General features: G+C 61.0%; 20 protein-coding genes. 6 read left to right on the plus strand and 14 right to left on the minus strand.

The annotated features are described in order from the left end of the window. Positions 1-705: 705 nt before the first annotated feature. Together ompA and G5287_RS07885 are read right to left on the minus strand one after the other, a co-directional pair. A complete protein-coding gene (ompA, locus tag G5287_RS07880; RefSeq protein WP_421231123.1) occupies positions 706-1,800 on the minus strand; it encodes a porin OmpA in 1,095 nt (364 codons plus the stop codon). Between the two features lie 126 nt (positions 1,801-1,926). After that, on the minus strand, positions 1,927-2,493 hold the full coding sequence (locus G5287_RS07885) for a TetR/AcrR family transcriptional regulator (protein WP_182963048.1): 567 nt from the start codon (positions 2,491-2,493) through the stop codon (positions 1,927-1,929). Positions 2,494-2,569: 76 nt separating this feature from the next. Between G5287_RS07885 and G5287_RS07890 the strand changes: the two genes are divergently transcribed. After that, positions 2,570-3,022, plus strand: coding sequence for an HPP family protein (locus G5287_RS07890; RefSeq protein WP_421231133.1), 453 nt, complete (start codon positions 2,570-2,572; stop codon positions 3,020-3,022). A 49-nt stretch (positions 3,023-3,071) separates the two neighbouring features. Here the strand turns inward: G5287_RS07890 and ilvA are convergent, their stop codons facing one another. From ilvA to ilvG, 5 genes are all read right to left on the minus strand, one after another. Then, positions 3,072-4,592, minus strand: a complete 1,521-nt coding sequence (gene ilvA / locus G5287_RS07895; protein ID WP_216949828.1) for a threonine ammonia-lyase, biosynthetic — start codon at positions 4,590-4,592, stop codon at positions 3,072-3,074. A gap of 3 nt (positions 4,593-4,595) precedes the next feature. After that, positions 4,596-6,437, minus strand: a complete 1,842-nt coding sequence (ilvD, locus tag G5287_RS07900; RefSeq protein WP_139741313.1) for a dihydroxy-acid dehydratase — start codon at positions 6,435-6,437, stop codon at positions 4,596-4,598. Positions 6,438-6,580: 143 nt separating this feature from the next. Further along, on the minus strand, positions 6,581-7,525 hold the full coding sequence (locus G5287_RS07905) for a branched-chain amino acid transaminase (protein WP_146062453.1): 945 nt from the start codon (positions 7,523-7,525) through the stop codon (positions 6,581-6,583). 12 nt (positions 7,526-7,537) lie between these two features. Beyond that, positions 7,538-7,816, minus strand: coding sequence for an acetolactate synthase 2 small subunit (gene ilvM / locus G5287_RS07910; RefSeq protein ID WP_005342011.1), 279 nt, complete (start codon positions 7,814-7,816; stop codon positions 7,538-7,540). Further along, positions 7,813-9,459, minus strand: coding sequence for an acetolactate synthase 2 catalytic subunit (ilvG, locus tag G5287_RS07915; protein ID WP_421231124.1), 1,647 nt, complete (start codon positions 9,457-9,459; stop codon positions 7,813-7,815). The genes ilvM and ilvG overlap by 4 nt, the downstream gene beginning before the upstream one ends. 384 nt (positions 9,460-9,843) lie before the next feature. On the opposite strand from ilvG, the gene G5287_RS07920 reads away from it, so the two are divergent. The 3 genes from G5287_RS07920 to G5287_RS07930 all read left to right on the plus strand — a co-directional run bounded on the left by G5287_RS07920 (position 9,844) and on the right by G5287_RS07930 (position 13,356). Then, positions 9,844-11,358, plus strand: coding sequence for a YifB family Mg chelatase-like AAA ATPase (locus G5287_RS07920; RefSeq protein ID WP_421172650.1), 1,515 nt, complete (start codon positions 9,844-9,846; stop codon positions 11,356-11,358). 126 nt (positions 11,359-11,484) lie between these two features. Further along, positions 11,485-12,384, plus strand: coding sequence for an acyltransferase (locus tag G5287_RS07925; protein ID WP_158110869.1), 900 nt, complete (start codon positions 11,485-11,487; stop codon positions 12,382-12,384). Between the two features lie 6 nt (positions 12,385-12,390). Further along, positions 12,391-13,356: an acyltransferase gene (locus G5287_RS07930; RefSeq protein WP_421172651.1), complete on the plus strand. Its 966-nt coding sequence runs from the start codon at positions 12,391-12,393 to the stop codon at positions 13,354-13,356. Here G5287_RS07930 and G5287_RS07935 read toward each other — a convergent pair. Continuing rightward, positions 13,281-13,787, minus strand: a complete 507-nt coding sequence (locus tag G5287_RS07935) for a DUF523 domain-containing protein (RefSeq protein ID WP_319919241.1) — start codon at positions 13,785-13,787, stop codon at positions 13,281-13,283. The genes G5287_RS07930 and G5287_RS07935 overlap by 76 nt on opposite strands. Beyond that, positions 13,784-14,434 (minus strand): NUDIX hydrolase, encoded by a 651-nt coding sequence (locus tag G5287_RS07940; protein WP_005339607.1) that lies wholly within the window; start codon positions 14,432-14,434, stop codon positions 13,784-13,786. The genes G5287_RS07935 and G5287_RS07940 overlap by 4 nt, the downstream gene beginning before the upstream one ends. A 74-nt stretch (positions 14,435-14,508) precedes the next feature. On the opposite strand from G5287_RS07940, the gene G5287_RS07945 reads away from it, so the two are divergent. Continuing rightward, positions 14,509-15,144 (plus strand): nicotinamidase, encoded by a 636-nt coding sequence (locus tag G5287_RS07945; RefSeq protein ID WP_005357452.1) that lies wholly within the window; start codon positions 14,509-14,511, stop codon positions 15,142-15,144. Between the two features lie 89 nt (positions 15,145-15,233). Next, positions 15,234-16,412, plus strand: coding sequence for a nicotinate phosphoribosyltransferase (gene pncB / locus G5287_RS07950; RefSeq protein ID WP_323913142.1), 1,179 nt, complete (start codon positions 15,234-15,236; stop codon positions 16,410-16,412). A 72-nt stretch (positions 16,413-16,484) separates the two neighbouring features. Here the strand turns inward: pncB and G5287_RS07955 are convergent, their stop codons facing one another. From G5287_RS07955 to G5287_RS07975, 5 genes are all read right to left on the minus strand, one after another. Continuing rightward, positions 16,485-17,093, minus strand: coding sequence for a thiol:disulfide interchange protein DsbA/DsbL (locus G5287_RS07955; protein WP_005339604.1), 609 nt, complete (start codon positions 17,091-17,093; stop codon positions 16,485-16,487). 137 nt (positions 17,094-17,230) lie between these two features. Continuing rightward, positions 17,231-18,220, minus strand: coding sequence for a serine/threonine protein kinase (locus G5287_RS07960; RefSeq protein ID WP_204477875.1), 990 nt, complete (start codon positions 18,218-18,220; stop codon positions 17,231-17,233). A gap of 100 nt (positions 18,221-18,320) precedes the next feature. Then, positions 18,321-19,772 (minus strand): cytochrome c oxidase accessory protein CcoG, encoded by a 1,452-nt coding sequence (gene ccoG, locus G5287_RS07965; protein WP_005357450.1) that lies wholly within the window; start codon positions 19,770-19,772, stop codon positions 18,321-18,323. A 155-nt stretch (positions 19,773-19,927) separates the two neighbouring features. Continuing rightward, on the minus strand, positions 19,928-20,191 hold the full coding sequence (locus G5287_RS07970; protein WP_005339598.1) for a YihD family protein: 264 nt from the start codon (positions 20,189-20,191) through the stop codon (positions 19,928-19,930). A gap of 30 nt (positions 20,192-20,221) precedes the next feature. Beyond that, a complete protein-coding gene (locus tag G5287_RS07975) occupies positions 20,222-21,376 on the minus strand; it encodes a GGDEF domain-containing protein (RefSeq protein WP_216952339.1) in 1,155 nt (384 codons plus the stop codon). Positions 21,377-21,380: the final 4 nt, after the last annotated feature.

Here is a 21,380-nt window from a genome sequence, read left to right on the forward strand (position 1 = left end):
GCGCGACCCTTGCCACCGCCGAAATATATTAATCAATCACATCATTTATTTTAATGTGCAACCTGCCATATCGAAAACGAAATAGTTTTCAATATGAGATTATCCATCTTGTTATTTTACGCTTGATCCCTTCCCGACCACGGCACGGATGCATGGTTCCGACGCTGTGACGGCCCTGACGGGCAGTACCGGGATGCATGATGAAGCGTTCAATTGCAGGGGTCGCGAGGCGCGCATGGCTCGCATGGCTCGCAGATGAGCGGAACGATCCAGATTTACAACCGGAATCCCTGATGAAGGCGGGATAAAGAGGTTGTGAGAGTCGATGCTGACTCATATAGATGCTGCACTCTATGCTTGTGATTCGAGCAATCAGAGTGAGAGAGAAGATAAAATATTCGGCCTCAGCTCTGGTAAACCCGCATCGCGATTTGCAATCGGCTACAACTGTCGCAGTCCATAATATTTACCTGTCTATTGATAACACGCAGAGATTCTAACCAAAAGGATCTTCAGGCGCAAAGTTTAATTCTATTTTTTTATCCTGTAATTTCCTGGAAATATAATAACTATTCCTATTAGGAAAAGATTCGATAACTCATGATGTTGGCAAATCAGGTCTGCACCACCATCCGATCACGCTGACCATAGAAAACGGGAGGCCTGGCCTCCCGTTCTTCTCGAATCCCATCTCTAACCGCAGCATCACTGCGCCGGCTGGGAAACCCCTTCCAGATGGATTTCAACCCGACGATCCGGTGCCAGACAGGCGATCAGCTCCTGCTTGGAACGGCTGGCGCAGTTGTTGCCAGTGACCGGATTGGCCTTGCCACGCCCCTCGACCCGCACCTTGTCAGCATACAAGCCTTTGGCTACCAGATAGCTGGCCACGCTCTGGGCCCGCTTCTCGGAGAGGGCCAGGTTGTAGTTATCGGAGCCGATGCGGTCGGTATAACCGACCACGGTCGCGACGCCATCCTTCGGATTGGCCGCCACAATCTGGCTGAACAGGGCATCGAGCGCCTGATTGGCAGCCGGCTTCAGGGTCGCCTTGTTGAACTCGAACAGCACATCGGAACTAAGGCTGAAGGTCTTGGGCTCCACCACCACAGCCGGGGCAGGCTCGGCTGCCGGAGCTGGCGCCGGCACAGCAACCTCACCCCCTTGCTGACCGAAACGATAGAGCATGCCGAACGAAATCAGGCCGTTATCCAGCTCGATGCCTGAGCGATCGAGAGAGGCATCTCCCAGCGGCGTAGTGTACTGGTACTCCAGACGGGCGGCCCAGTCACGATCGATGGCGTACTCGGCACCCAGCGCCCCGACAAATGCGGCGCCATGCTTTTTACCGGTCTCGCTGCTATTGGCGAAGCTGATCTCGCTATCCGTCCAGGCATAGGCACCGCCGAGCCGGCCATAAAGATCGAGCACATTCGTTGCCGGGAAGCTGATCTTCATGGTGGCCTGAATCATCTGGCTCTTGGCTTCGGTATTGAGGGTATTGGCGCCGGTGCCCGAGGTGGTGTCGTATTTGCCAAGCCAGTCATAACCCAGCTCGAACCCCAGGTTGGGGTTGAGCTGGTAACCGGCGAACAGACCCAGACCCAGATCATCCGTGTTCTCGCTGGTATTACCCAACGTCTGGGCAATCGACTCGGCATACTGGTTGTGGTCAACGCCATAGTAATTGGACCAACCGGCCTTGCCACCGACATACCAGGTATTGTCCTGAGCAGCGGCCTGCACGGCTCCGGCCGCCAGCAAACCACTGACCAATACGGCAAGCATGGATTTATTCATATTTTCGCCTCTGCAATAAGTCGTTATGGGCGCCTGAGTGCGCACTCTTCCCTGTGTGAAGCCGTCAGGCGGCCTCTCCGCTATTCAGGGTATCCCATCCGAACGCAGCCTCAAATGACCAGCATCTCAGGAGTGTGAAGCGGCCTGCATTATCGCGCCATCGTCGGCCAAAATGGTCTTTGCCAGCATTCTGGCCTGCTCCAACGCCAGTGGCTGCTGATAGCTGTGAGCCATCACGATCGCCCCCTCCAGCAACAGGCAAAGCTCGGTGGCCTGTGCCAGAGAACAGTTGAGCTGGTTTATCACCCAGCCCAATAACGCCTGCTTGTGGGCCATCACCAGCTTGCGCACCGGATGGCGTGGGTCGGCAAACTCGGCGCTGGCGTTGATAAAGTTGCAGCCATAGAAATCAGAGCGGCCAAACCACGCCGCGAAACCATCGAACAGCGCCTGGAGGCGAGCTTCACGTCCGCTCACACCGGCCAGCCGCTGGTCAAGCAAGGCGAAGAACTCCCGGTCACGAGCGAGCAGCACCTCCTCAATCAAGGCATCCTTGGTCGGGAAGTGGCGATAGAGGGTGCGCTTGGTACTCCCCGCCTCGGCCCAGATGCGATCTATGCCGGTGGCATGAAAGCCATGACGGTTGAACAGACGGTAGGCCGTCGCCACCAGTTGTTGACGCTTCTCACTCATGATTTGCCTCTTGAAGTACACCGATCTGTCTACCTAATGTGCCTAATCAGTTCTGGCAAACCAAGAGGAAAGCATGATGACAAAATGGTATGGCCCGTTATGGGCAGGTGTGGGCGCCGCACTCACCATCGGCATATTGGGATGGCTCAATCTGAGCTGGCATGTCGCGCTAGTCATGGCACCTTTCGGGGCCAGCTGTGTGTTGTTGTTTTCCCTGCCAGATAGTCCGCTGGCGCGCCCCAAAAACGTGCTGGGTGGACACCTGCTGACGGCCTGCGTCGGACTGGTGATCGGCCTGCTTCCCCTCCCCGCAGAAGTGCAGATGGCGCTGGCAACCGGGCTGGCCATCGCCCTGATGCAGGGACTGAATATTCTTCACCCTCCGGCGGGCGCCAATCCCTTGCTGATCCTGATGACAGGACAAGAGCCAGCCTTCCTGTGGCAAACGGTGCTGCCCGGCACCCTGCTGCTGATGGCACTGGCCCATGGATTTCAATGGCTCAGACAGAAGTTCCCAATTGCAGCCTAAAAACAGAGGGAGGACAACGCCTCCCTCCTGCTTCATCGCGATCCCGCCATCAACTAGCCAGGAATAGCCGGTAGGCGGGGTCGTCGCTCACCTCTTTCCAGCCGTAGCCAATCTCGCGCAGGTAGTCGTGGAAGGCTGCCACGTCTTCATCCGGCAGCTCGAAGGCGCAGAGCACGCGGCCGTAGTCGGCACCGTGGTTGCGGTAGTGGAACAGACTGATGTTCCAGCGACAACCGAGGGTCTCGAGGAAACGCATCAGGGCACCCGGCTGCTCCGGAAACTTGAAGCTGTAGAGACGTTCACCAAGGGGCCGGGCCGGGCGGCCGCCAATCATATAGCGCACATGATTCTTGGCCAGCTCGCTCTCGGTCATGTTGACCACCGGATAGCCGTTGCCGCCGAGCTGATCGATGATCTGACCCAGCTCCTCGTCACCGCCGGTAAGGCGCACCGAGACGAACAGCGACGCCTGCTCGGCATCGGCGTAGCGATAGTTGAACTCGGTCACCATGCGCGGTCCGAGCTGACGGCAGAAGTCGAGGAAGGCACCTTTGCGCTCGGGGATAGTCACCGCCAGCATGCCCTCGCGCTTCTCGCCAATCTCGCAGCGCTCCGACACGTAGCGCAGGCTGTGGAAGTTGACGTTGGCACCGGAGAGAATGGCCGCCATCCGGCCACCCCTGACCTGCTCCCGCTCGCTGTAGGCCTTGAGGCCAGCTAGCGACAGGGCACCCGACGGCTCGGCAATGGCGCGGCAGTCGTCGAAGATATCTTTCAGCGCGGCGCAGATCTGGTCGTTGGAGACGGTCACCACCTCGTCCAGATACTGGTTGCAGAGGCGGAAGGTCTCTTCGCCGATGCGCTTGACCGCCACCCCGTCCGCAAACAGCGAGACCCGCTCCAGATTGACCGGCTCACCAGCCGCCAGCGCGGCCTTGAGGCAGGCGGAGCCCTCCGCCTCCACCCCGATCACCTTCACATCCGGCAGCAGTTGCTTGATATAGACCGCCACCCCGGCGGCCAACCCGCCGCCCCCCACCGGCACGAAGACGTGGGTGAGGTGGGTATCCTGCTCCAGCAGCTCCTTGCCGATGGTGCCCTGCCCGGCGATCACCTCGACGTCGTCAAACGGCGGGATCAGGGTGTAGCCCTCCAGCGTGGCGAGGCGGCGGCTCTCGCCGTAGGCCTCGTCGAAACTGTTGCCAAACAGCATGACGTTGCCGCCCTGCCGGCGCACCGCGTCGATCTTGATGTCCGGCGTGGTCTTGGGCATCACGATGATCGCCTTGATACCGAGCTTGGCGGCCGACAGGGCGACACCCTGGGCGTGGTTGCCAGCAGAGGCGGCGATAACGCCGCGCGCCTTCTGCTCCTGGGTCAGGGTAGCGATCTTGTGATAGGCCCCGCGCAGCTTGAAGGAGTGAACCGGTTGCAGGTCCTCCCGCTTCAGGCTGACGTGATTGCCGAGTCGCTCGGAGAGTTTCTTCAGGGTTTGCAAGGGGGTGACCCGCGCCGCCTCATAGACGGGGGAGAGCAACACCTTGCGTAGATAATCCGCCGCAGAGACCATGATTTATTCCCCCAGCATCGAGCGATCGCGAACCGCGCCCTTGTCGGCACTGGTGGCGAACATGGCGTAGGCGCGCAGGGCAAAGGAGACCTGACGCTGACGATCGAGCGGCTTCCAGCCACGGGCTTCCACGGCGACGCGGCGGGCGGCCAGCACGCTGTCGGCCACCTCCAGCACCATGCTGCGGGCCGGGATATTGATGCTGATGATGTCGCCATCCTCCACCAGACCTATGGTGCCGCCAGAGGCTGCTTCCGGCGAGACGTGGCCGATGGAGAGGCCCGAGGTACCGCCGGAGAAGCGGCCGTCGGTGATCAGGGCGCACGCCTTGCCGAGCCCCATGGACTTGAGATAAGTGGTGGGGTAGAGCATCTCCTGCATGCCCGGACCCCCTTTCGGCCCTTCGTAGCGGATCACCACTACCTCGCCTGCTTTCACGGTACCATCGAGGATGCCGCTCACCGCGCTCTCCTGACTCTCGAATACCCGGGCCGGGCCACGGAAGGTGAGGTTCTCCTCATCCACCCCGGCAGTCTTGACGATGGCGCCGTTGACCGCGAGGTTGCCGGAAAGCACGGCGAGGCCGCCCTCCTGGCTGTAAGCGTTGTCCAGCGAGCGGATGCAGCCTTCGGCGCGGTCCAGATCCAGCTCCGGCCAGCGGCAATCCTGACTGAACGCCTTGGTGGTGCGGATCCCGGCCGGCCCGGCGCGGTAGAAGTCCACCACCTCCTGACTCGGCTGGCGGCTGACGTCATATTCATTGAGCTGTTCGACGAGGGAGCAACCCAGCACGGTACGGGTATCCCCATGCACCAGGCCCGCTTTTTCCAGCTGACCCAGAATGGCGACCACGCCACCGGCACGGTGCACATCTTCCATATGGTACTTCTGAGTGGAGGGCGCCACCTTGCAGAGCTGCGGCACCTTGCGGGACATGCGGTCGATATCGGCCATGGTGAAGTCCACCCCGGCCTCCTGCGCCGCCGCCAGCAGGTGCAGCACGGTATTGGTAGAGCCGCCCATGGCGATATCGAGGGCCATGGCGTTCTCGAACGCCGCCTTGGTGGCGATATTGCGCGGCAGTGCCGAGGCATCGTCCTGCTCATACCAGCGCTTGGCCAAAGTCACGATGCGCTGGCCCGCCAGCTTGAACAGCTGCTCGCGATCGGCGTGGGTCGCCAGCATGGAGCCGTTGCCCGGCTGGGAGAGGCCGAGCGCCTCGGTCAGGCAGTTCATGGAGTTGGCGGTAAACATGCCGGAACAGGAGCCGCAGGTGGGGCAGGCGCTGCGCTCCACCTGTTCGCTCTGGGCGTCCGACACCTTGGGATCGGCCCCCTGGATCATGGCGTCCACCAGATCCAGCTTGATGATCTGGTCGGAGAGCTTGGTCTTGCCCGCTTCCATCGGGCCGCCGGAGACGAAGATTACTGGGATGTTGATGCGCAGGGCGGCCATCAGCATCCCCGGGGTGATCTTGTCGCAGTTGGAGATACAGACCATGGCATCGGCGCAGTGGGCGTTGACCATGTACTCCACCGAGTCGGCGATCAGCTCCCGCGATGGCAGGGAGTAGAGCATGCCGCCGTGGCCCATGGCGATGCCGTCATCCACGGCGATAGTGTTGAACTCCTTGGCGACGCCGCCCGCGGCTTCGATCTCGCGGGCCACCAGTTGCCCCAGATCCTTGAGGTGGACGTGGCCCGGTACGAACTGGGTGAAGGAGTTGACCACGGCGATGATGGGTTTGCCGAAATCCTGATCGGTCATTCCGGTGGCACGCCACAGGGCGCGGGCCCCGGCCATGTTACGTCCGTGGGTGGTGGTGGCGGATCTCAACTTCGGCATTGTCTCTACTCCCTGAATGCCCATATGGGCTCGATGCGTTATGCGGTGATGATACGAGTGGATCGGAATCGACCCTGGTGAGGACACAGCGCAGTGCCCTCACCGGAAGCGACTCGGGGAGGCACAGCGCCTCCCCTCTCTCATCAGTCGTTGACGGGCGTCAGCCAGCCCCACTTGTCTTCGGTCTGGCCATTGAACAGGCCGAAGAAGGCGTTCTGCAGCTGTTCGGTCACCGGGCCGCGGCAACCGGCCCCCACCTTCATCCGATCGACGGAACGCACCGGCGTCACCTCGGCCGCCGTGCCGGTCATGAAGATCTCGTCTGCGACATAGAGCGCCTCACGGGGCAGCGCCTGCTCGCGCACCTCGTAACCCAGATCCCGGGCCAGCGTCATGATGGTGTCACGGGTGATGCCGGGCAGGATGGCGGCGGTAGCGGGCGGGGTAAACAGCACGCCGTTCTTCACCAGGAACAGATTCTCCCCCGCCCCTTCGCTCAGGTAGCCGTTCACATCCAGCGCCAGCCCCTCGGCGAAGCCGTTGCGTTTGGCCTCGCGGCTGATCAGCTGGGAGGAGAGATAGTTGCCGCCCGCCTTGGCGCCGGTGGGAATGGTGTTGGGAGCGAGCCGGTTCCAGGAGGTGACGCACACATCCACCCCGTTTTTCAGCCCCTCTTCTCCCAGATAGGCGCCCCACGGCAGGGCGGCCACCATCAGGTCAGCCTTGGCATCCAGCGGCGGATGCAGCCCCAGCCCCACGTTGCCGACAAAGGCCAGCGGGCGCAGATAGCCGCTCTTCAGGCCGTTCTCGCGCACCACGGTGCGGCAGGCTTCATTCACTTCGGACTCGCTGTAGGGGACGTCCATCCAGTAGATTTTGGCGGAGTCGAACAGGCGGCGAGTATGCTCCTGCAGACGGAAGATGCAGGTGCCTTTGGGGGTATCGTAGGCTCGTACCCCCTCGAACACCGAGGAGCCGTAGTGCAGGGCGTGGCTCATCACGTGCACCTGGGCATCCTGCCAGGGCACCAGTTTGCCGTTGAACCAGATGTATTGCGGGTGAGTGGCAGATTGGGAAGGCTGTGACATTGGCTTGGCTCCTTAAGCTCTGATCCGGGGTTGCTGTTCCAGTGCATCGACCCGGGAGACGTCCACCAGCTTCACCAGCTGGCTCCACAACTGCTGGATGGGACGCACCGACTCGACAGTAACCGTGATCCGCAGCTGTTGGCAATCCTGCTCCATATTCAAGGCGCAGAGATTGAAGCCGCGGTGACGCACCACCCGCAGCACCCGCTCCATCACTTCGGGTCTGGGCTGGGCGTGGATATGCAGGGTGTGTTGTGCAAATGCTGGCTGGGCAAGGGTGTGCGGGTTCATGGGCGTTGCTCCATCATCTGGTGGTTGGCGACTCCCGGCGGAACCAGGGGCCAGACGTTTTCTTCCTCTGAAATAGCCACATGCAGCAAGTAGGCACTCTCGCTTGCCAGCAGGCGATCGAGGGCACCGGCTATCTGCTCCTTGCATGTAATGGTCTCGCCCGGAATGCCGAAAGCGGCAGCCAGGGCGACGAAATCGGGGTTGTCGGAGAGGATGGTCTCGCTGTAGCGGCCGTCGAAGAACAGCTCCTGCCACTGGCGCACCATGCCGAGGCGCTGGTTATCCAGCAGCACCATCTTCACCTTGAGCTGGGCCCGGCGGATGGTGCCGAGCTCCTGCACGTTCATCATGAAAGAGCCATCACCGCTCACCAGCACCACTTCATCCTCCGGGCGCGACATCTTGGCGCCGATGGCAGCGGGCAGACCAAAGCCCATGGTACCCAGACCGGCGCTGGAGAGGTGGTTGCGCGGGCTGGTGAAGCGCATGTGCTGGGCCACCCACATCTGGTGCTGACCCACATCGCAGGCCACCACGCTGCTCTCCGGCAGCCGGGCAGAGAGCTGCTTGAGCAGAGCCGGAGCATAGATTGCCTGACCCGGATGGTCGTAGCGAAACGCATATTCGCGGGCCATGGCGGCGCAGTGCTCACGCCAATGGTCGATGGCGAGGGACATAGCGAGACGTGGCAATACCTGTTTGAGATCCGTGGTGATCCCCACCTCGGCGGCGCGGCGCTTGCCGAACTCGGCGGCGTCCACATCGAGATGGATCACCTTGGCCTCGGGGGCGAACTCCTCCAGCTTGCCGGTCACCCTGTCGTCGAAACGGGCGCCCACCACCAGCAGCAAGTCGCACTGCTGCACCGCATAGTTGGCCGCCTTGGTACCGTGCATGCCGAGCATGCCGAGGTAAACGGCGCTATCGGGGTCGAGCGCGCCAATCCCCTTGAGGGTGGTGACCGCAGGCATGCCGGTGACGGCAGCAAAGTCACGCAACTGCTGCTCGGCATTGGCCATGCCTACCCCGCCACCGACGTAGAGCACCGGGCGCTCGGCGGCGGCCAGCAGGGTGCGGGCTGCGGCCAGATCCGAGGGGTTGAGCACCTCCGACTCTTCCACTGCAAACAGCGGGCTCTGGGCAGGCACGGCGGCCAACTGCACATCCTTGGGGAGATCGATCAGCACAGGGCCGGGGCGCCCTTCGGTGGCGATGGCGAAAGCTTCTGCCAGCACTCGCCCCAGATCGGCGGCATCAGTCACCATGAAGGAGTGCTTGGTACAGGAGAGGGACATGCCGAGCACGTCGACCTCCTGAAACGCATCGGTACCGATGGCGGAACAGGGCACCTGACCGCTGATGGCCACCAGCGGCACCGAATCGAGCAGCGCCTCCGCCAGACCGGTCACCAGATTGGTAGCGCCGGGGCCGGAGGTGGCAATGCAGACCCCCACCTGACCAGAGGCGCGGGCGTAGCCCACCGCCGCCATGGCGGCGCCCTGCTCGTGGCGACAGAGCTGATGGGCCAGACCACCGTCATACAGGGCATCGTAGACCGGCATGATGGCCCCGCCCGGGTAACCAAACACCTGGGTCACACCCTGTTTCTTGAGAGCCTGTACCAAAAACTGCGCGCCGTTCATGTGGAAAATCCTGTCCTTTGGTCGAAAAAAAACCCCCGAGCTGTGAGGCTCGGGGGTCGCTTGTTTCGTTCTGTCCGGTGGTGGGTCTATCCCTTGTTCCGTGCAGCTAAACGAGCCCCGAGCGGTGAGATAATAATCACCACTAGGACCACAATAATGCTGACGAAACGGGAGGCCATGTTCATAGTTACAACCGGAAATCCTGTGAAATTGGGGCGGTTTTTACCGCGAATGGCTATTAGAACTAGCACGATGATTTTTATTGGGCAAGCCTTTTTTCTGTGACAACCCACTGATTTTGGCTATTCCTCAGCCGGAACTCTGGAATAAAAAACCAACAACAAGCAGTTAGTCAGAACATATATCAACTCAAGGACGGGATTTATGTCATTAGCTGTGGTTTATAGCCGTGCCAGCCTCGGGATCGCGGCCCCGCAAGTTACAGTGGAAGTTCACCTCTCCAACGGCCTGCCCGCCTTCAACATGGTCGGCCTGCCGGAAACCTCGGTGAAGGAGTCGCGGGATCGGGTGCGCAGCGCCCTGCTCAACGGCAACTTCGAGTTCCCGAGCAAACACATCACGGTCAATCTGGCCCCCGCCGATCTGCCCAAGGAGGGGGGCCGTTTCGATCTGGCCATCGCCATCGGCATTCTCGCCGCTTCCAAGCAGATACCCGCAAAATATCTGCTCGATCACGAATTTTTGGGGGAGTTGGCCCTGACCGGCGAAATTCGTCCCGTGCTCGGCGTACTGCCTGCCGTACTCGCCTGCCGCGATGCGGGGCGCACCCTGCTGGTACCGCGGGAGAACGGCCCCGAAGCTTCCCTCATTCAGGATGCCGAGGTGCGCACCGCTCACCAACTGCTGGCCGTCACCGCCTGGCTGGCCGGCCAGTACGAGCTGCCACTGCCGGATCAACAAAGCGCGGAGAGCCTGCCCGATGTACCGGATCTACAGGATGTGATCGGCCAGTCACAGGCCAAACGGGCGCTGGAGATTGCCGCCGCCGGCAGCCACAACCTGTTGTTCATCGGCCCGCCCGGCACCGGCAAGAGCATGCTGGCGAGCCGTCTGCCCGGCATTCTGCCGCCGCTGAGCGAGCAGGAGGCGCAGCAGACCGCCGCCATCCACTCCATCGGGGGCCTCACTCCGCGCGCCGGCCACTGGCACCACAGACCATACCGCACACCCCACCACAGCGCCTCGGCGGTGGCGCTGGTGGGCGGTGGCAGCCACCCGCGGCCCGGCGAAATATCGCTGGCCCACAACGGAGTGCTGTTTCTGGATGAATTGCCCGAGTTCGAGCGCAAGGTGCTCGACTCCCTGCGCGAGCCGCTGGAAACCGGCCACATCACCATCAGCCGGGCCGCCCGCCAGGTGGATTTCCCCGCCCGCTTCCAGTTGGTCGGCGCCATGAATCCCAGCCCTTGCGGACACTATGGCGACGGCCAGACTCGCTCCAGCCCGGATCAGATCCTGCGCTATCTCGGCAAACTCTCCGGCCCCTTTCTCGACCGCTTCGATCTGACTGTGGAAGTGCCACTGCTACCCAAAGGGAGTCTGACCGGCAAGGCGGAGCGAGGGGAGTCGAGCCGGCAGATCCGCGATCGGGTGCTGGCGGCACGAGAGCGTATGCTGAGCCGTAACGGCAAGCTCAACAACCTGCTGGATAGTCGCGAGATAGAGGATATTTGCCGACTATCACTGCAAGATGCCGAATTTTTGGAGAACGCCATCCAGAAGCTGGGGCTCAGCATCCGGGCCTGGCATCGCATCCTGCGGGTGTCACGCACCATCGCCGATCTGGCCGGGCAACCCGCCATCGGCAAGGAGCATCTTATCGAGGCGCTCGGTTATCGCGCCATGGACAGGCTGCTGTCGCGACTGCGCAGCAGCTGACAGAAGGGAAAGGGTGAGTCCAACCCCGTAACGGCTCTGAATGGTCTCGCAGGCAATCGGCTGATATTATGGCCACAGATCTGACCACTTGATGGCCCTTTATCGACAGCAAGACGGACCCGACTCATGCCCAACAAGCTGACAGAGCGACTGCGCGGCAGCCTCTCCACCCTGCTCTATTTTTTCAACACCCTCTTCTGGTTTGTCCCCATCTTCTCGCTGGGTCTGCTCAAGCTCCTGCTCCCCCTCAAGGGGTGGCGCACCCTCTGCAACTGGCTGCTCGATGGCTGTGCCAGCTGCTGGATCGGTTTCAACAATCTGATCCAGAAAACCATCATCAAAACCCCTTTCGAGGTGGTCGGAGTGGACAAAGGGCACCGGAATGAGTGGTATATGGTGATTGCCAACCATCAATCCTGGGTCGACATACTGGTACTGCAGCGGGTTTTTAACCAAAAAATCCCCTTCCTGAAGTTTTTCCTCAAGAAAGAGCTGATTTGGGTACCTTTTCTCGGTCTGGCATGGTGGGCGCTTGACTTCCCCTTCATGCGGCGATATTCCAGGAAATTTCTGGAAAAGCATCCCCATCTGAAGGGAAAAGACATTGAAACAACCCGTAAAGCCTGTGCCAGGTTCCGCCACATTCCAGTGAGTGTGATGAACTTCGTCGAAGGCACCCGCTTCACCAAGGGCAAACATCAGAAGCAGGGTTCGCCCTATCGTCACCTGCTCCAACCGAAAGCAGGCGGCATCGCCTTTACCCTGGCAGCCATGGGTGACCAGTTGCATCAACTGGTGGATGTCACCATCGCCTATCCGGACGGCATCCCCAGCTACTGGGACTTCATGTGTGGCCGGGTCGGGCAAATCAAGGTTCAGGTCCGCTATTTGCCGATCGACCGCAAGCTGGTGGGGGATTACTTCAATGACCCCGAGTTCCAACAAGAGTTTCAACAGTGGTTGAACGGGATCTGGCACGAAAAGGACCAGACCCTGAGCCAACTGCTGGCAACCAAGGCGCAGTAAACATTCATGCTATCCCTGCTTCCCGGCCCGCTGGTGCTGATCATCAGTGCGGGCCTGACCATTCTCTTTACCGCCTTGTGCGCCAGCCTGATCCTGCTGGTGTCGCTGGCCAAACTAATACTGCCGCTCCCGGCCTTTGGCCGCGCCTGCAGCCGCCTCAACAACCGCTTCATGAGACTGTGGCTGGCCTGCAATGCGCTGGTGATCCGCCTCACCACCCGCATCGACTGGCAGGTGGAGGACAGCACCAGGCTGCGCAAGGATGGCTGGTATCTCATCATCAGCAACCATATGAGCTGGACCGATATCGTGGTGCTCGGCCACCTGTTCCGCGATAGGCTGCCGGTGCCCAAGTTCTTCATGAAGCACGAGCTCATCTACATCCCGCTGCTGGGGCTCGCCTGCTGGGGGCTCGATATGCCCTTTATGCGCCGTTATTCGAGAGAGTTTCTGTTAAAAAATCCCCATCTGCGCGGCAAGGATATCGAGACCACCCGCAACGCCTGCGAGAAGTTTCGCCACATCCCCACTACCGTCATCAACTTCGTGGAAGGGACCCGCTTCACCGAGCAGAAACGGGATGCCGCCCGCTCCCGCTATCGCCACCTGATGCCGCCCAAGGCGGCGGGGCTGGCCTTCACACTGGCCGCCATGGGCGAACAGTTCGACAGCCTGATCAACGTCACCATCCGCTATCCGGACAACGCCGAGACCCCGTTCAAGGACTTCCTGATGGGGCGGGTAAAACGCATTCAGGTGCGGATTGAGGAGCTGCCGGTGAATGAGCAGCTGATAGGAGATTACTTCAACGACAAGCAGTTCAAGCGCGGTTTTCAGGAGTGGCTAAACCAGCGCTGGCAGGAGAAGGACGAGGTGCTGGAGGGGTGGCAGAGCGGTCAGGCGCCGCTGCCGGTTGCCGCCAAATCCGGGGAGGAATCCAAAGAGAGCGCAGAAGCCAACTCGGCCAACTGATCTTCGGAAAAGACCACAATCCCGTGGCGGCGCAGCAGAGCAGTGGTCTTGCCCTCGCCCGCCACAGAAACACCTTCGAAGCGGCCGTTATAGATACGGCCGCTGCCACATGAGGGGCTCCCCTCTTTCAGCAAGGCGAAGCGAATGCCCTGCGCCTGACAGAGCGCGAGGGTCAGCTCGGCGCCGCGATCAAACTCGGCGGTCACATCCATCCCGCTCGCCGTCACTACGCGCTCGCCCTGTCGCTCGGCAGGGGGGCGTGGGGTCGGCAAACCGCCCGCCACTTCGGGGCAAAACGCCAGCACCCGTCCTTCGGCTCCCAGCGCACTCAGCCAGTCGCTGACGATCCCCTTGCTCTGACCGTCGTAACGCACCGGCTGACCCAGCAGGCAGGCACTCACCAGCACCTTGTGCACACCGGTCTCACTCATGCTTCCGCTCCGTGCATCACCTGATCGAACATCACGCAGCAGGGGCTCTCCAGCCGGTAGAGGATGGCAGGACGCTGTTTGCCGGTGCGCTTGCGGCCGGTATCTACCAGAATGTCGGCGCGATGGATCCGCTTGCGAAATGCCGCCGTATTCATGGGTGTTTGCAGGATGATTTCGAAGGCGCGCTGCACCTCGGAGAGGGTGAACTCGGGCCCCAGCAGTTGCAGCGGCAGGGTGCTGTAGCGGCTCTTGATCCGCAGCCGCTCCAGTCCCTTGGCGATAAGCTGGACATGGTCGAAGGCGAGGCTCAGCCCCGGCAGGTTGGCGAGCGGATGCCAGCAACCGTGGATCGCCTCCACTTCCGGATCCACCAGACAGAGATAGACCAGGGTCGTGGACCAGCCGCGGGGATCCCGCTCCAGATTGCCGAGAGTGCAGACCTGCTCGCTGTAGCAGTGACCAAGCCCCCACTCCGCCAGTAGACGGCGCTGGGCGGCATCGAGATCCCGATCCCGGGTCTCGTCGATGCGCAGCGCCGGCAGTTGCCAGCAATGGGCAAAGGGGGGGCGATCGCGGGTCTCGAGCAGCAGCTCGAGCCGCTCCTCATGCAACCGCAGCACCACCATATCCAGACTCATTCTCAGCATGCCGATCGCCCTGCTCGCCTTCCATTAATGTTTGGTAGATAATATCACACGAATAGTATGTGCAGGAGCCAATCATGGGAACCGTCGCCAGCCTGGATATTGATGCGCAGAAGGGCTTTACCCCCCTCTGCCCGAACGAACTGCCCGTCGCGGGCGGTGATGATATTGTGGCTGCGCTCAACGCTCAGGCCACCCTCGCCACGCTGCGGATCGGCAGCAAGGACTCTCACCCTGCCAATGCCGACTGGGCCGTCTCTGACCCCGCTGGCATGCTGCTGCCGCTGGATCTGCCCAACGCCGACCTCACCTGGCCGGTGCACTGCGTACCGGGCAGCAAGGGCTTCGAGCTGCTCGACGGCCTGCCCGCTCCCATCGACTATGACTTCTTCGTCTGGAAGGGGGTCGAACCGGATCTCCATCCCTACGGCACCTGCTTCCACGACCTGGCCGAACGGCGCAGCACCGGACTCATCGAATTCCTGCAAGCCCGCAAGGTCGATACCGTACTGGTCGGCGGCCTCGCCACCGACTACTGTGTCAAAACCAGCGTGCTGCAACTGCGCCGCGCCGGTTTCCGGGTAATCGTCCATCTCGATGCCTGCCGTGGCATTGCACCCGCGACGGTTGCCAGCGCCCACACCCAGATGATCGAGGCTGGCGCCGAACTGGCCCAGACCCTGATCGATGTACAACGCCTGCTGGACGCCTGATATGCCCCTCATCCTCACCAGCCTGTCCGATAGCGGCGCCTGCAATTTACCTATGCAACTGGCGTTCGCCCGCCTGCGGGGAGCCTGATATGCCACCGATTCTTACCAGCCTGCTCGACACCGACGCCTACAAGCTGCATATGCAGCAGGCGGTGTTCCATCGCTATCCGGATGCCGAGGTGGTGGCCGAGTTTCACAGCCGCAATGAAGAGGATCTGCTGCCCATGATGGGGCAGATCGAGGAGCAACTGCGCCTCGCCGGATCCCTGCGACTGACCAAGCCCGAGCTCGATTTTCTGGCCGAGCGCCCCTTCTTCACCCCTGACTACCTCGACCACCTGCGCCGCAAGCCGCTAGACGCCTCCCTGCTCAAGGTGTTCGAGCAGGATGGTCGTATCAATGTGCGGGTCGAGGGCCCCTGGCAGGATGTGATCCTGTGGGAGATCCCGGTGCTCGCCATCATCAGCGAGATGCGCAACCGCTTCCGCTACCCCCAGTTCGGCGTCAGCCACGCACTGGAGCGGCTCGATCAGAAGATCGACAAGCTGGAGAAGGAGCTGAGCCGCGACGAGATGAGCGAGTTCAACCTCATCGACTTCGGCACCCGCCGCCGCTTCTCCCACGCGGTACAGGATGCGGTAGTGGGTCGCCTCAAGGAGCGGCTGCCGGCGTTTCGCGGCACCAGCAACTACATGCTGGCCCAGAAGCACAAGCTGCCCGCTGTCGGCACCCAGGCCCATGAGTGGTTCCAGGCGCACCAGCAGCTCGGCTTCCCGCTGGAGCACAGCCAGCGCGCCGCCCTCACCAGCTGGCTGGACGAGTTCACCGACCATCTCGGCATCGCCCTGACCGACTGCATTACCATGGATGCCTTCCTGCGCGACTTCGACTTCGAGCTGGCCAGCAGCTATCAGGGCTTGCGTCACGACTCCGGCGATCCCGTGGTGTGGGGCGAGAAGGCGATCAGCCACTATCAGCGCCTTGGCATCGACCCCACCGACAAGACCCTGGTCTTCTCCGACGGGCTCAACCTCGACAAGGCGGTGCAGCTGTTCCGCCACTTCCGTGGCCGCATCAACACCAGTTTCGGTATCGGCACCAAGCTCACCTGCGATCTGCCCGGTGTCAGCCCGATGAACATCGTGTTCAAGCTGATCGAGTGCAATGGCGGCCCGGTCGCCAAGATCTCCGACAGCCCGGGAAAGACCCTCTGCCGGGATGCGGAGTTTATCCGCAACCTCAAACAGGCGTTCCACGTCGGGGTCTGATCTTCGAGATCGCCAGAAGACAAAAAGCCCGCCGGTTCGCACCGGCGGGCTTTTTTATCGACTCAAGGGGTATCAGTCTTTCTTGGCCAGCAGGAACTGCACCAGCTTGTTGAACTGCTCTTGAGAGGTGATGGATTCAATCTTCACCATGTACTTTCCGTTCACCAGGAAGGCCGGTACACCGCGAATGTTGTAACTCTCGGTGTTGCGATCGAACTGGGAGACCATGCCGGAGACGGCGAAGCTGTCGACGGCACCGTCGAACTCTTCAGCCGGTACGCCGTTGTCCACGAAGATCTTCTTCACGTCGTCACGGCTCATAGGCGGCTGACGCTGGGTGTGGATCTTGGTGAAGATGGCCGGAGTCAGCTTGGCTTCGGCATTGAGCAGGCTGGCAACGGCATAGGCACGCTGCATCTCGGGGCCCATCTCGCGACCGAGGAAAGCAACCGGGTTCTTCTTGAGGGGCACACCCTCTGGCAACCCGGCCTTCAACTGTTCAACGATCGGTTCGAAGGTAGCGCAGTGCGGGCAGTAGTAGGAGAAAAACTCCATCACTTCCGGCTGGGCACTGCCAGTCTGTTTGACCACATCGTAGTTGACGCCTTCCTTGAACTCGGGGGCGGCGTGAACCATGGGGATCATCAGCATGGCAGCAAGGAAAAATAGAACTTTTTTCATGATGTTTCCTGTTAAGGGATCACTGTGAGGCACGCCCGGCGAACCGAAGCAGTGCCAAGCCTATTGTTTCGCCATGCTAACGTCAATGGTCAGGGCCGGAGATCGAGTCCCCCTTGCCGCACAAGATCCCATCTATTTCACCAGTTTGGCATCAGACTCAACGGCGGCGCCTTGAGTGCCTCCAGCTGATCGTGCAGGGTCGCTATCTGTTGACGCCAGTAGTGATCGGTATTGAACCAGGGGAAGTGACGGGGGAAGGCGGGATCTTCCCAGCGCCGTGCCAGCCACGCCATGTAATGAACGATGCGCATCGCCCGCAGCGGCTCGATCAGCGCCAGCTCCCGCGAGTCGAACTCCATAAACTCCTCGTAGCCCGCCAGCAGGGTATCGAGCTGGATCTGCTGCTCGTGGCGCTCGCCGCTCAGCATCATCCAGAGATCCTGAATCGCGGGGCCGGTGCGGCAATCATCGAGGTCGACAAACATGGGGCCATCGCGCCACAGGATGTTGCCTGGGTGGCAGTCGCCATGCAGGGAGATCTGCGCCACATCCAGGGTCATGGCGTCGCTGACATGCTTGATCAGCTCATCGAGTACCCCGAAGAATTGCTTCGCCAGCCCGCTTGGCAGCCACTCGCCAGACGCCAGCAGCTGACGCGGTTCGTGCAGCATGCTCTCCACATCGAGCCGCACCCGATGGTGAAACGGCTTGCTGGCGCCGATCTGATGAATGCGACCGAGGAAACGCCCCACCCACTCCAGCTGGTCGAGATTATCCACCTCGAACTGGCGGCCACCGACGCTCTGCCAGATGGCAAAGGGGTAGCCCTCGTGCTCCAGCAGGGTCTCGCCTGCAAAGGCGAGTGGCGCGGCGACCGGGATCTCAGCCTCTGCAAGGCGGGTGGCAAACTCGTGCTCCTCGAGGATCTGGGCCCGGCTCCAACGGCCGGGACGGTAGAACTTCACCACATAGCGGCGACGCTCCTCATCCTGAAACTGATAGACCCGGTTTTCGTAACTGTTGAGCTCGATAAGGCCGGAGTCGAGCCGCAGGCCGCTGAGATCGAGCGCATCCATGATGAGGTCGGGATTGAGGTCGGAATAGTTGAAACGCATGTCATCCACCATAAAGAAAGGGGCGCCGTTGCGCCCCATTCTATCACCACTGACCGGCATTGCCGTGCTCGCTGGTGACCGGACTGTTGCCACGGCCCGCAGCCACACGCAGTTACAACCGGCTGATAAACTTGCTGCCCTGGCGCAGGTTGCCCTTGCTGTCATCGGGCGCCGCCCCCTCCCGTTTCAGCACGAACTGGATATCCAGCGCCGGCCGTTTCAGGTTGTAGGGATCGACCGCCAGACTGACCGGCAGGGTGTAGATCTCGCCCGCCTTCAGGGTCACTTCACGGGGGCCGAACCACTGATACTCGGGCAAGCCCTCTACATCCAGCTGGTAGGTCTGGGACTGCAGGGTCTTGTTGAGGATCTTGAGGGTGTAGGTGTTCTCGATAAGCCCCTCGCTGTTTTCGCGGAACAGCTGGTTGCGATCCCGCAGGATATCGAGCCCCATCGGCATGATGGACATGGCGTTGTAGACAAAGACTCCCAGCATCACCGCCATCACCAGCCCGTAACCAATCAGCTTGGGCCGCGCCACATGAGTGGAGTCGTTGGCCAGCTTGTGCTCGGTGGTGTAGCTGATGAGCCCTTTCGGGTAGCCCATCCGCTCCATGGTCTGGTCGCAGGCATCAACGCAGGCGCCGCAGTTGATGCACTCGTACTGCAAGCCATCGCGGATGTCGATACCGGTCGGGCAAACCTGCACGCAGAGATCGCAGTCGATACAGTCACCCAATCCCATCGCCTTGGGATCCGCCTTGCGGGAGCGGGCGCCACGGGTCTCGCCACGCTTGGTGTCATAGCCGACGATGAAGGTGTCCTTGTCGAACATGGCGGACTGGAAGCGGGCATAGGGGCACATGTGGATACACATGATGGCGCGCATCCAGCCTGCGTTGCCGTAGGTGATGATGGTGAAGAAGATCACCCAGAACAGCACCCATCCGCTGGCCTGCAGGGTGAAGAGGTCCGGCACCAGTTCAGTCACATCCTGGAAGTAGGCGACGAAGGTCAGGCCGGTTACCAGCGAGATCGCCAGCCAGGCCAGATGCTTGGCCCCCTTGCGAGCCAGCTTCTCGCCGCTCCAGGGCGCCTCGTCCAGCTTGCGCCGTTTGTTGGCGGGCCCTTCCAGCTTCTCTTCAAACCAGATGAACATGAAGGTCCAGACCGTCTGCGGGCAGAGATAGCCACACCAGACCCGACCGAGAAAGGTGGTAATAAAGAAGAGTCCGAAGGCGGCGATCATGAAGAGCCAGGCGAGCAGGGTCAGATCCTGCGGCCAGATGGTGGCGCCAAAGATATGGAACTGCTGGTGACCGAGGTCGAACAGCACCGCCTGTCGCCCGTCGTAACGCAGCCAGGGCAGCAGCACGAACAGCGCCACAAAGAACCAGCCCATGGCCTTGCGCATCCGCTGCCAATACCCTTTCTGGGCCCGCACATAGATGCGGTTGCCTGGGTTGAATCTGTCGTCGCTGGCTTTGAACGTATTGGGGTTGAAGGTCCCGGTTACGCCCTTGTCGGTGACATCCTTGATATCGATTTTGTCGTGATCGGCCATTGCAAGACATCGCTCCCTTATTTGTTATGGAGCGGATTATATCTTAAACGGCATGCTAATTGTGTGGATTAGATGTATCTAATATTGGGGTTGGATCGCAATTTTCGGCAACAAAAAAGCGCATCACCACGAGGTGATGCGCTTCCGCTAAAGATTCACTTGATTCCGCGCGCCTTGAGCAGCGCCTCTTTGAAATCGGGCACATGATCCTTGGCCAGACCGGGGATCATCGCCTGCTTGTCGGATTCCCGCATCTTGAGGTGATAGATCAGCATGTCGTCGGTCAGCTCGGACAGAGGCCCTTCAAATCCCGCTTCTTGGGCCAGTTTGGCAACAAACTGCACCAGGCTGAGATCCTGTTCCTTGATCCAGGCAGGCTGCAACAACTCCAGCAGCTCTTCGATACGATGACATTGCATAGACAACCTCTTTAATCTGTCACGTTAAATTCAGGCAACCTTACCCATCAAGGCTACTTCGATTCGATCCCGTCCATTATGCTTGGCCTGATAGAGTGCCGCATCCGCTTTTTGGATCAAATCGGCGATTTTCATGCTGTTGTCCGGTATCAGTGTCGCAACACCAAAACTACATGTGACCCGACCGGAGACCAGTGACTTCTGGTGCGGGATGGCCAGCTCCTTGAGTGCCTGCCGCACATTGTCCGCCACCTGCAGTGCCCCCTGCATGCCGGTGCAGGGCAGCAGCAAGGCAAACTCTTCGCCACCGTAACGGGCTGCCAGATCGTCCTCGCGCCGCTCCACCTCGGCCAGCAAGCCAGCCACCTGTTGCAGGCAGTCATCCCCCAGCTGATGGCCGTAGAGATCGTTGAACTGCTTGAAGTAATCCACATCCACCAGCACCAGCGACAGCGGTGCCCGGGCACGGTGACAGCGGCGCCAGGCCCGCTCCAGAGAGTCGTCGAGGTGGGCGCGGTTGGCGATGCCGGTCAGGCCATCGAGGCGGGAGGTTAGACGCAGATGTTCGGAGACCGCCTTCAGCTCGGCCACCAGTTCGGCGTTGGAGAAACGGTGGTGGAGCGAGGCGATCTGCTCCCGCCGCATCCGGCGCAGCAGAGTCGGCAGAAAGACAAACAGATAGCCCGCCAGCATGCAGGAGACGATTCGCTCCTGCTCATTGCCCGCCCCCAGTTCAAACAACATAGCGCAACCCAGCGGCAACACGGCACCATAGAGGGTACGGCGGCTGCCAAACAGCATGATGGCGCTGCCGGTAAGAATGAGGCTGGAGAGCATCATCATGGCGGCCCGGTAGGTGTCGGGCAACTTGTCCATGTAGAGCAGCACCCCGAGGGCCCAGATGATGGAGGTGATGGTGGCTCCGATAAAGAGCTCCCGCTCCAGCACCGGCAATGGCGTCTGGTACAGGCGGGATTGCCTCCAGCGCAGGTGCCACCCCCGACCAAGCAGCCAGAAGAAGATCCCGGCCAACCAGCCGAGCGCTTCGACGGCAGGCAGATAGTCGTGAAACAGCAGACTCCAGCCAAACGCCAGCAGGCCCAAACAGGGGAGACTGAACGATGCATGGGTATAGAGCTGGACCATGATGGCCTGCTTAACCTGGCGTGTCACACTCTGGGTCAACTGA

Origin of the sequence: Aeromonas sp. 603079, assembly GCF_049172135.1 — a bacterium.
In the GTDB taxonomy this organism is placed as follows: Bacteria; Pseudomonadota; Gammaproteobacteria; order Enterobacterales; family Aeromonadaceae; genus Aeromonas; species Aeromonas veronii.

Excerpts from the sequence above, each read along its gene's own strand:
- G5287_RS07955 (WP_005339604.1), bottom strand. The coding sequence starts at position 17,093 with ATGAAAAAAGTTCTATTTTTCCTTGCTGCCATGCTGATGATCCCCATG.
- G5287_RS07920 (WP_421172650.1), top strand. The coding sequence starts at position 9,844 with ATGTCATTAGCTGTGGTTTATAGCCGTGCCAGCCTCGGGATCGCGGCC.
- ilvD (WP_139741313.1), bottom strand. The coding sequence starts at position 6,437 with ATGCCGAAGTTGAGATCCGCCACCACCACCCACGGACGTAACATGGCC.
- ilvG (WP_421231124.1), bottom strand. The coding sequence starts at position 9,459 with ATGAACGGCGCGCAGTTTTTGGTACAGGCTCTCAAGAAACAGGGTGTG.
- G5287_RS07970 (WP_005339598.1), bottom strand. The coding sequence starts at position 20,191 with ATGCAATGTCATCGTATCGAAGAGCTGCTGGAGTTGTTGCAGCCTGCC.
- G5287_RS07930 (WP_421172651.1), top strand. The coding sequence starts at position 12,391 with ATGCTATCCCTGCTTCCCGGCCCGCTGGTGCTGATCATCAGTGCGGGC.
- G5287_RS07890 (WP_421231133.1), top strand. The coding sequence starts at position 2,570 with ATGACAAAATGGTATGGCCCGTTATGGGCAGGTGTGGGCGCCGCACTC.
- ccoG (WP_005357450.1), bottom strand. The coding sequence starts at position 19,772 with ATGGCCGATCACGACAAAATCGATATCAAGGATGTCACCGACAAGGGC.
- G5287_RS07925 (WP_158110869.1), top strand. The coding sequence starts at position 11,485 with ATGCCCAACAAGCTGACAGAGCGACTGCGCGGCAGCCTCTCCACCCTG.
- G5287_RS07885 (WP_182963048.1), bottom strand. The coding sequence starts at position 2,493 with ATGAGTGAGAAGCGTCAACAACTGGTGGCGACGGCCTACCGTCTGTTC.
- G5287_RS07905 (WP_146062453.1), bottom strand. The coding sequence starts at position 7,525 with ATGTCACAGCCTTCCCAATCTGCCACTCACCCGCAATACATCTGGTTC.
- ompA (WP_421231123.1), bottom strand. The coding sequence starts at position 1,800 with ATGAATAAATCCATGCTTGCCGTATTGGTCAGTGGTTTGCTGGCGGCC.
- G5287_RS07935 (WP_319919241.1), bottom strand. The coding sequence starts at position 13,787 with ATGAGTGAGACCGGTGTGCACAAGGTGCTGGTGAGTGCCTGCCTGCTG.
- pncB (WP_323913142.1), top strand. The coding sequence starts at position 15,234 with ATGCCACCGATTCTTACCAGCCTGCTCGACACCGACGCCTACAAGCTG.
- G5287_RS07940 (WP_005339607.1), bottom strand. The coding sequence starts at position 14,434 with ATGCTGAGAATGAGTCTGGATATGGTGGTGCTGCGGTTGCATGAGGAG.
- G5287_RS07960 (WP_204477875.1), bottom strand. The coding sequence starts at position 18,220 with ATGGTGGATGACATGCGTTTCAACTATTCCGACCTCAATCCCGACCTC.
- ilvM (WP_005342011.1), bottom strand. The coding sequence starts at position 7,816 with ATGAACCCGCACACCCTTGCCCAGCCAGCATTTGCACAACACACCCTG.
- ilvA (WP_216949828.1), bottom strand. The coding sequence starts at position 4,592 with ATGGTCTCTGCGGCGGATTATCTACGCAAGGTGTTGCTCTCCCCCGTC.
- G5287_RS07945 (WP_005357452.1), top strand. The coding sequence starts at position 14,509 with ATGGGAACCGTCGCCAGCCTGGATATTGATGCGCAGAAGGGCTTTACC.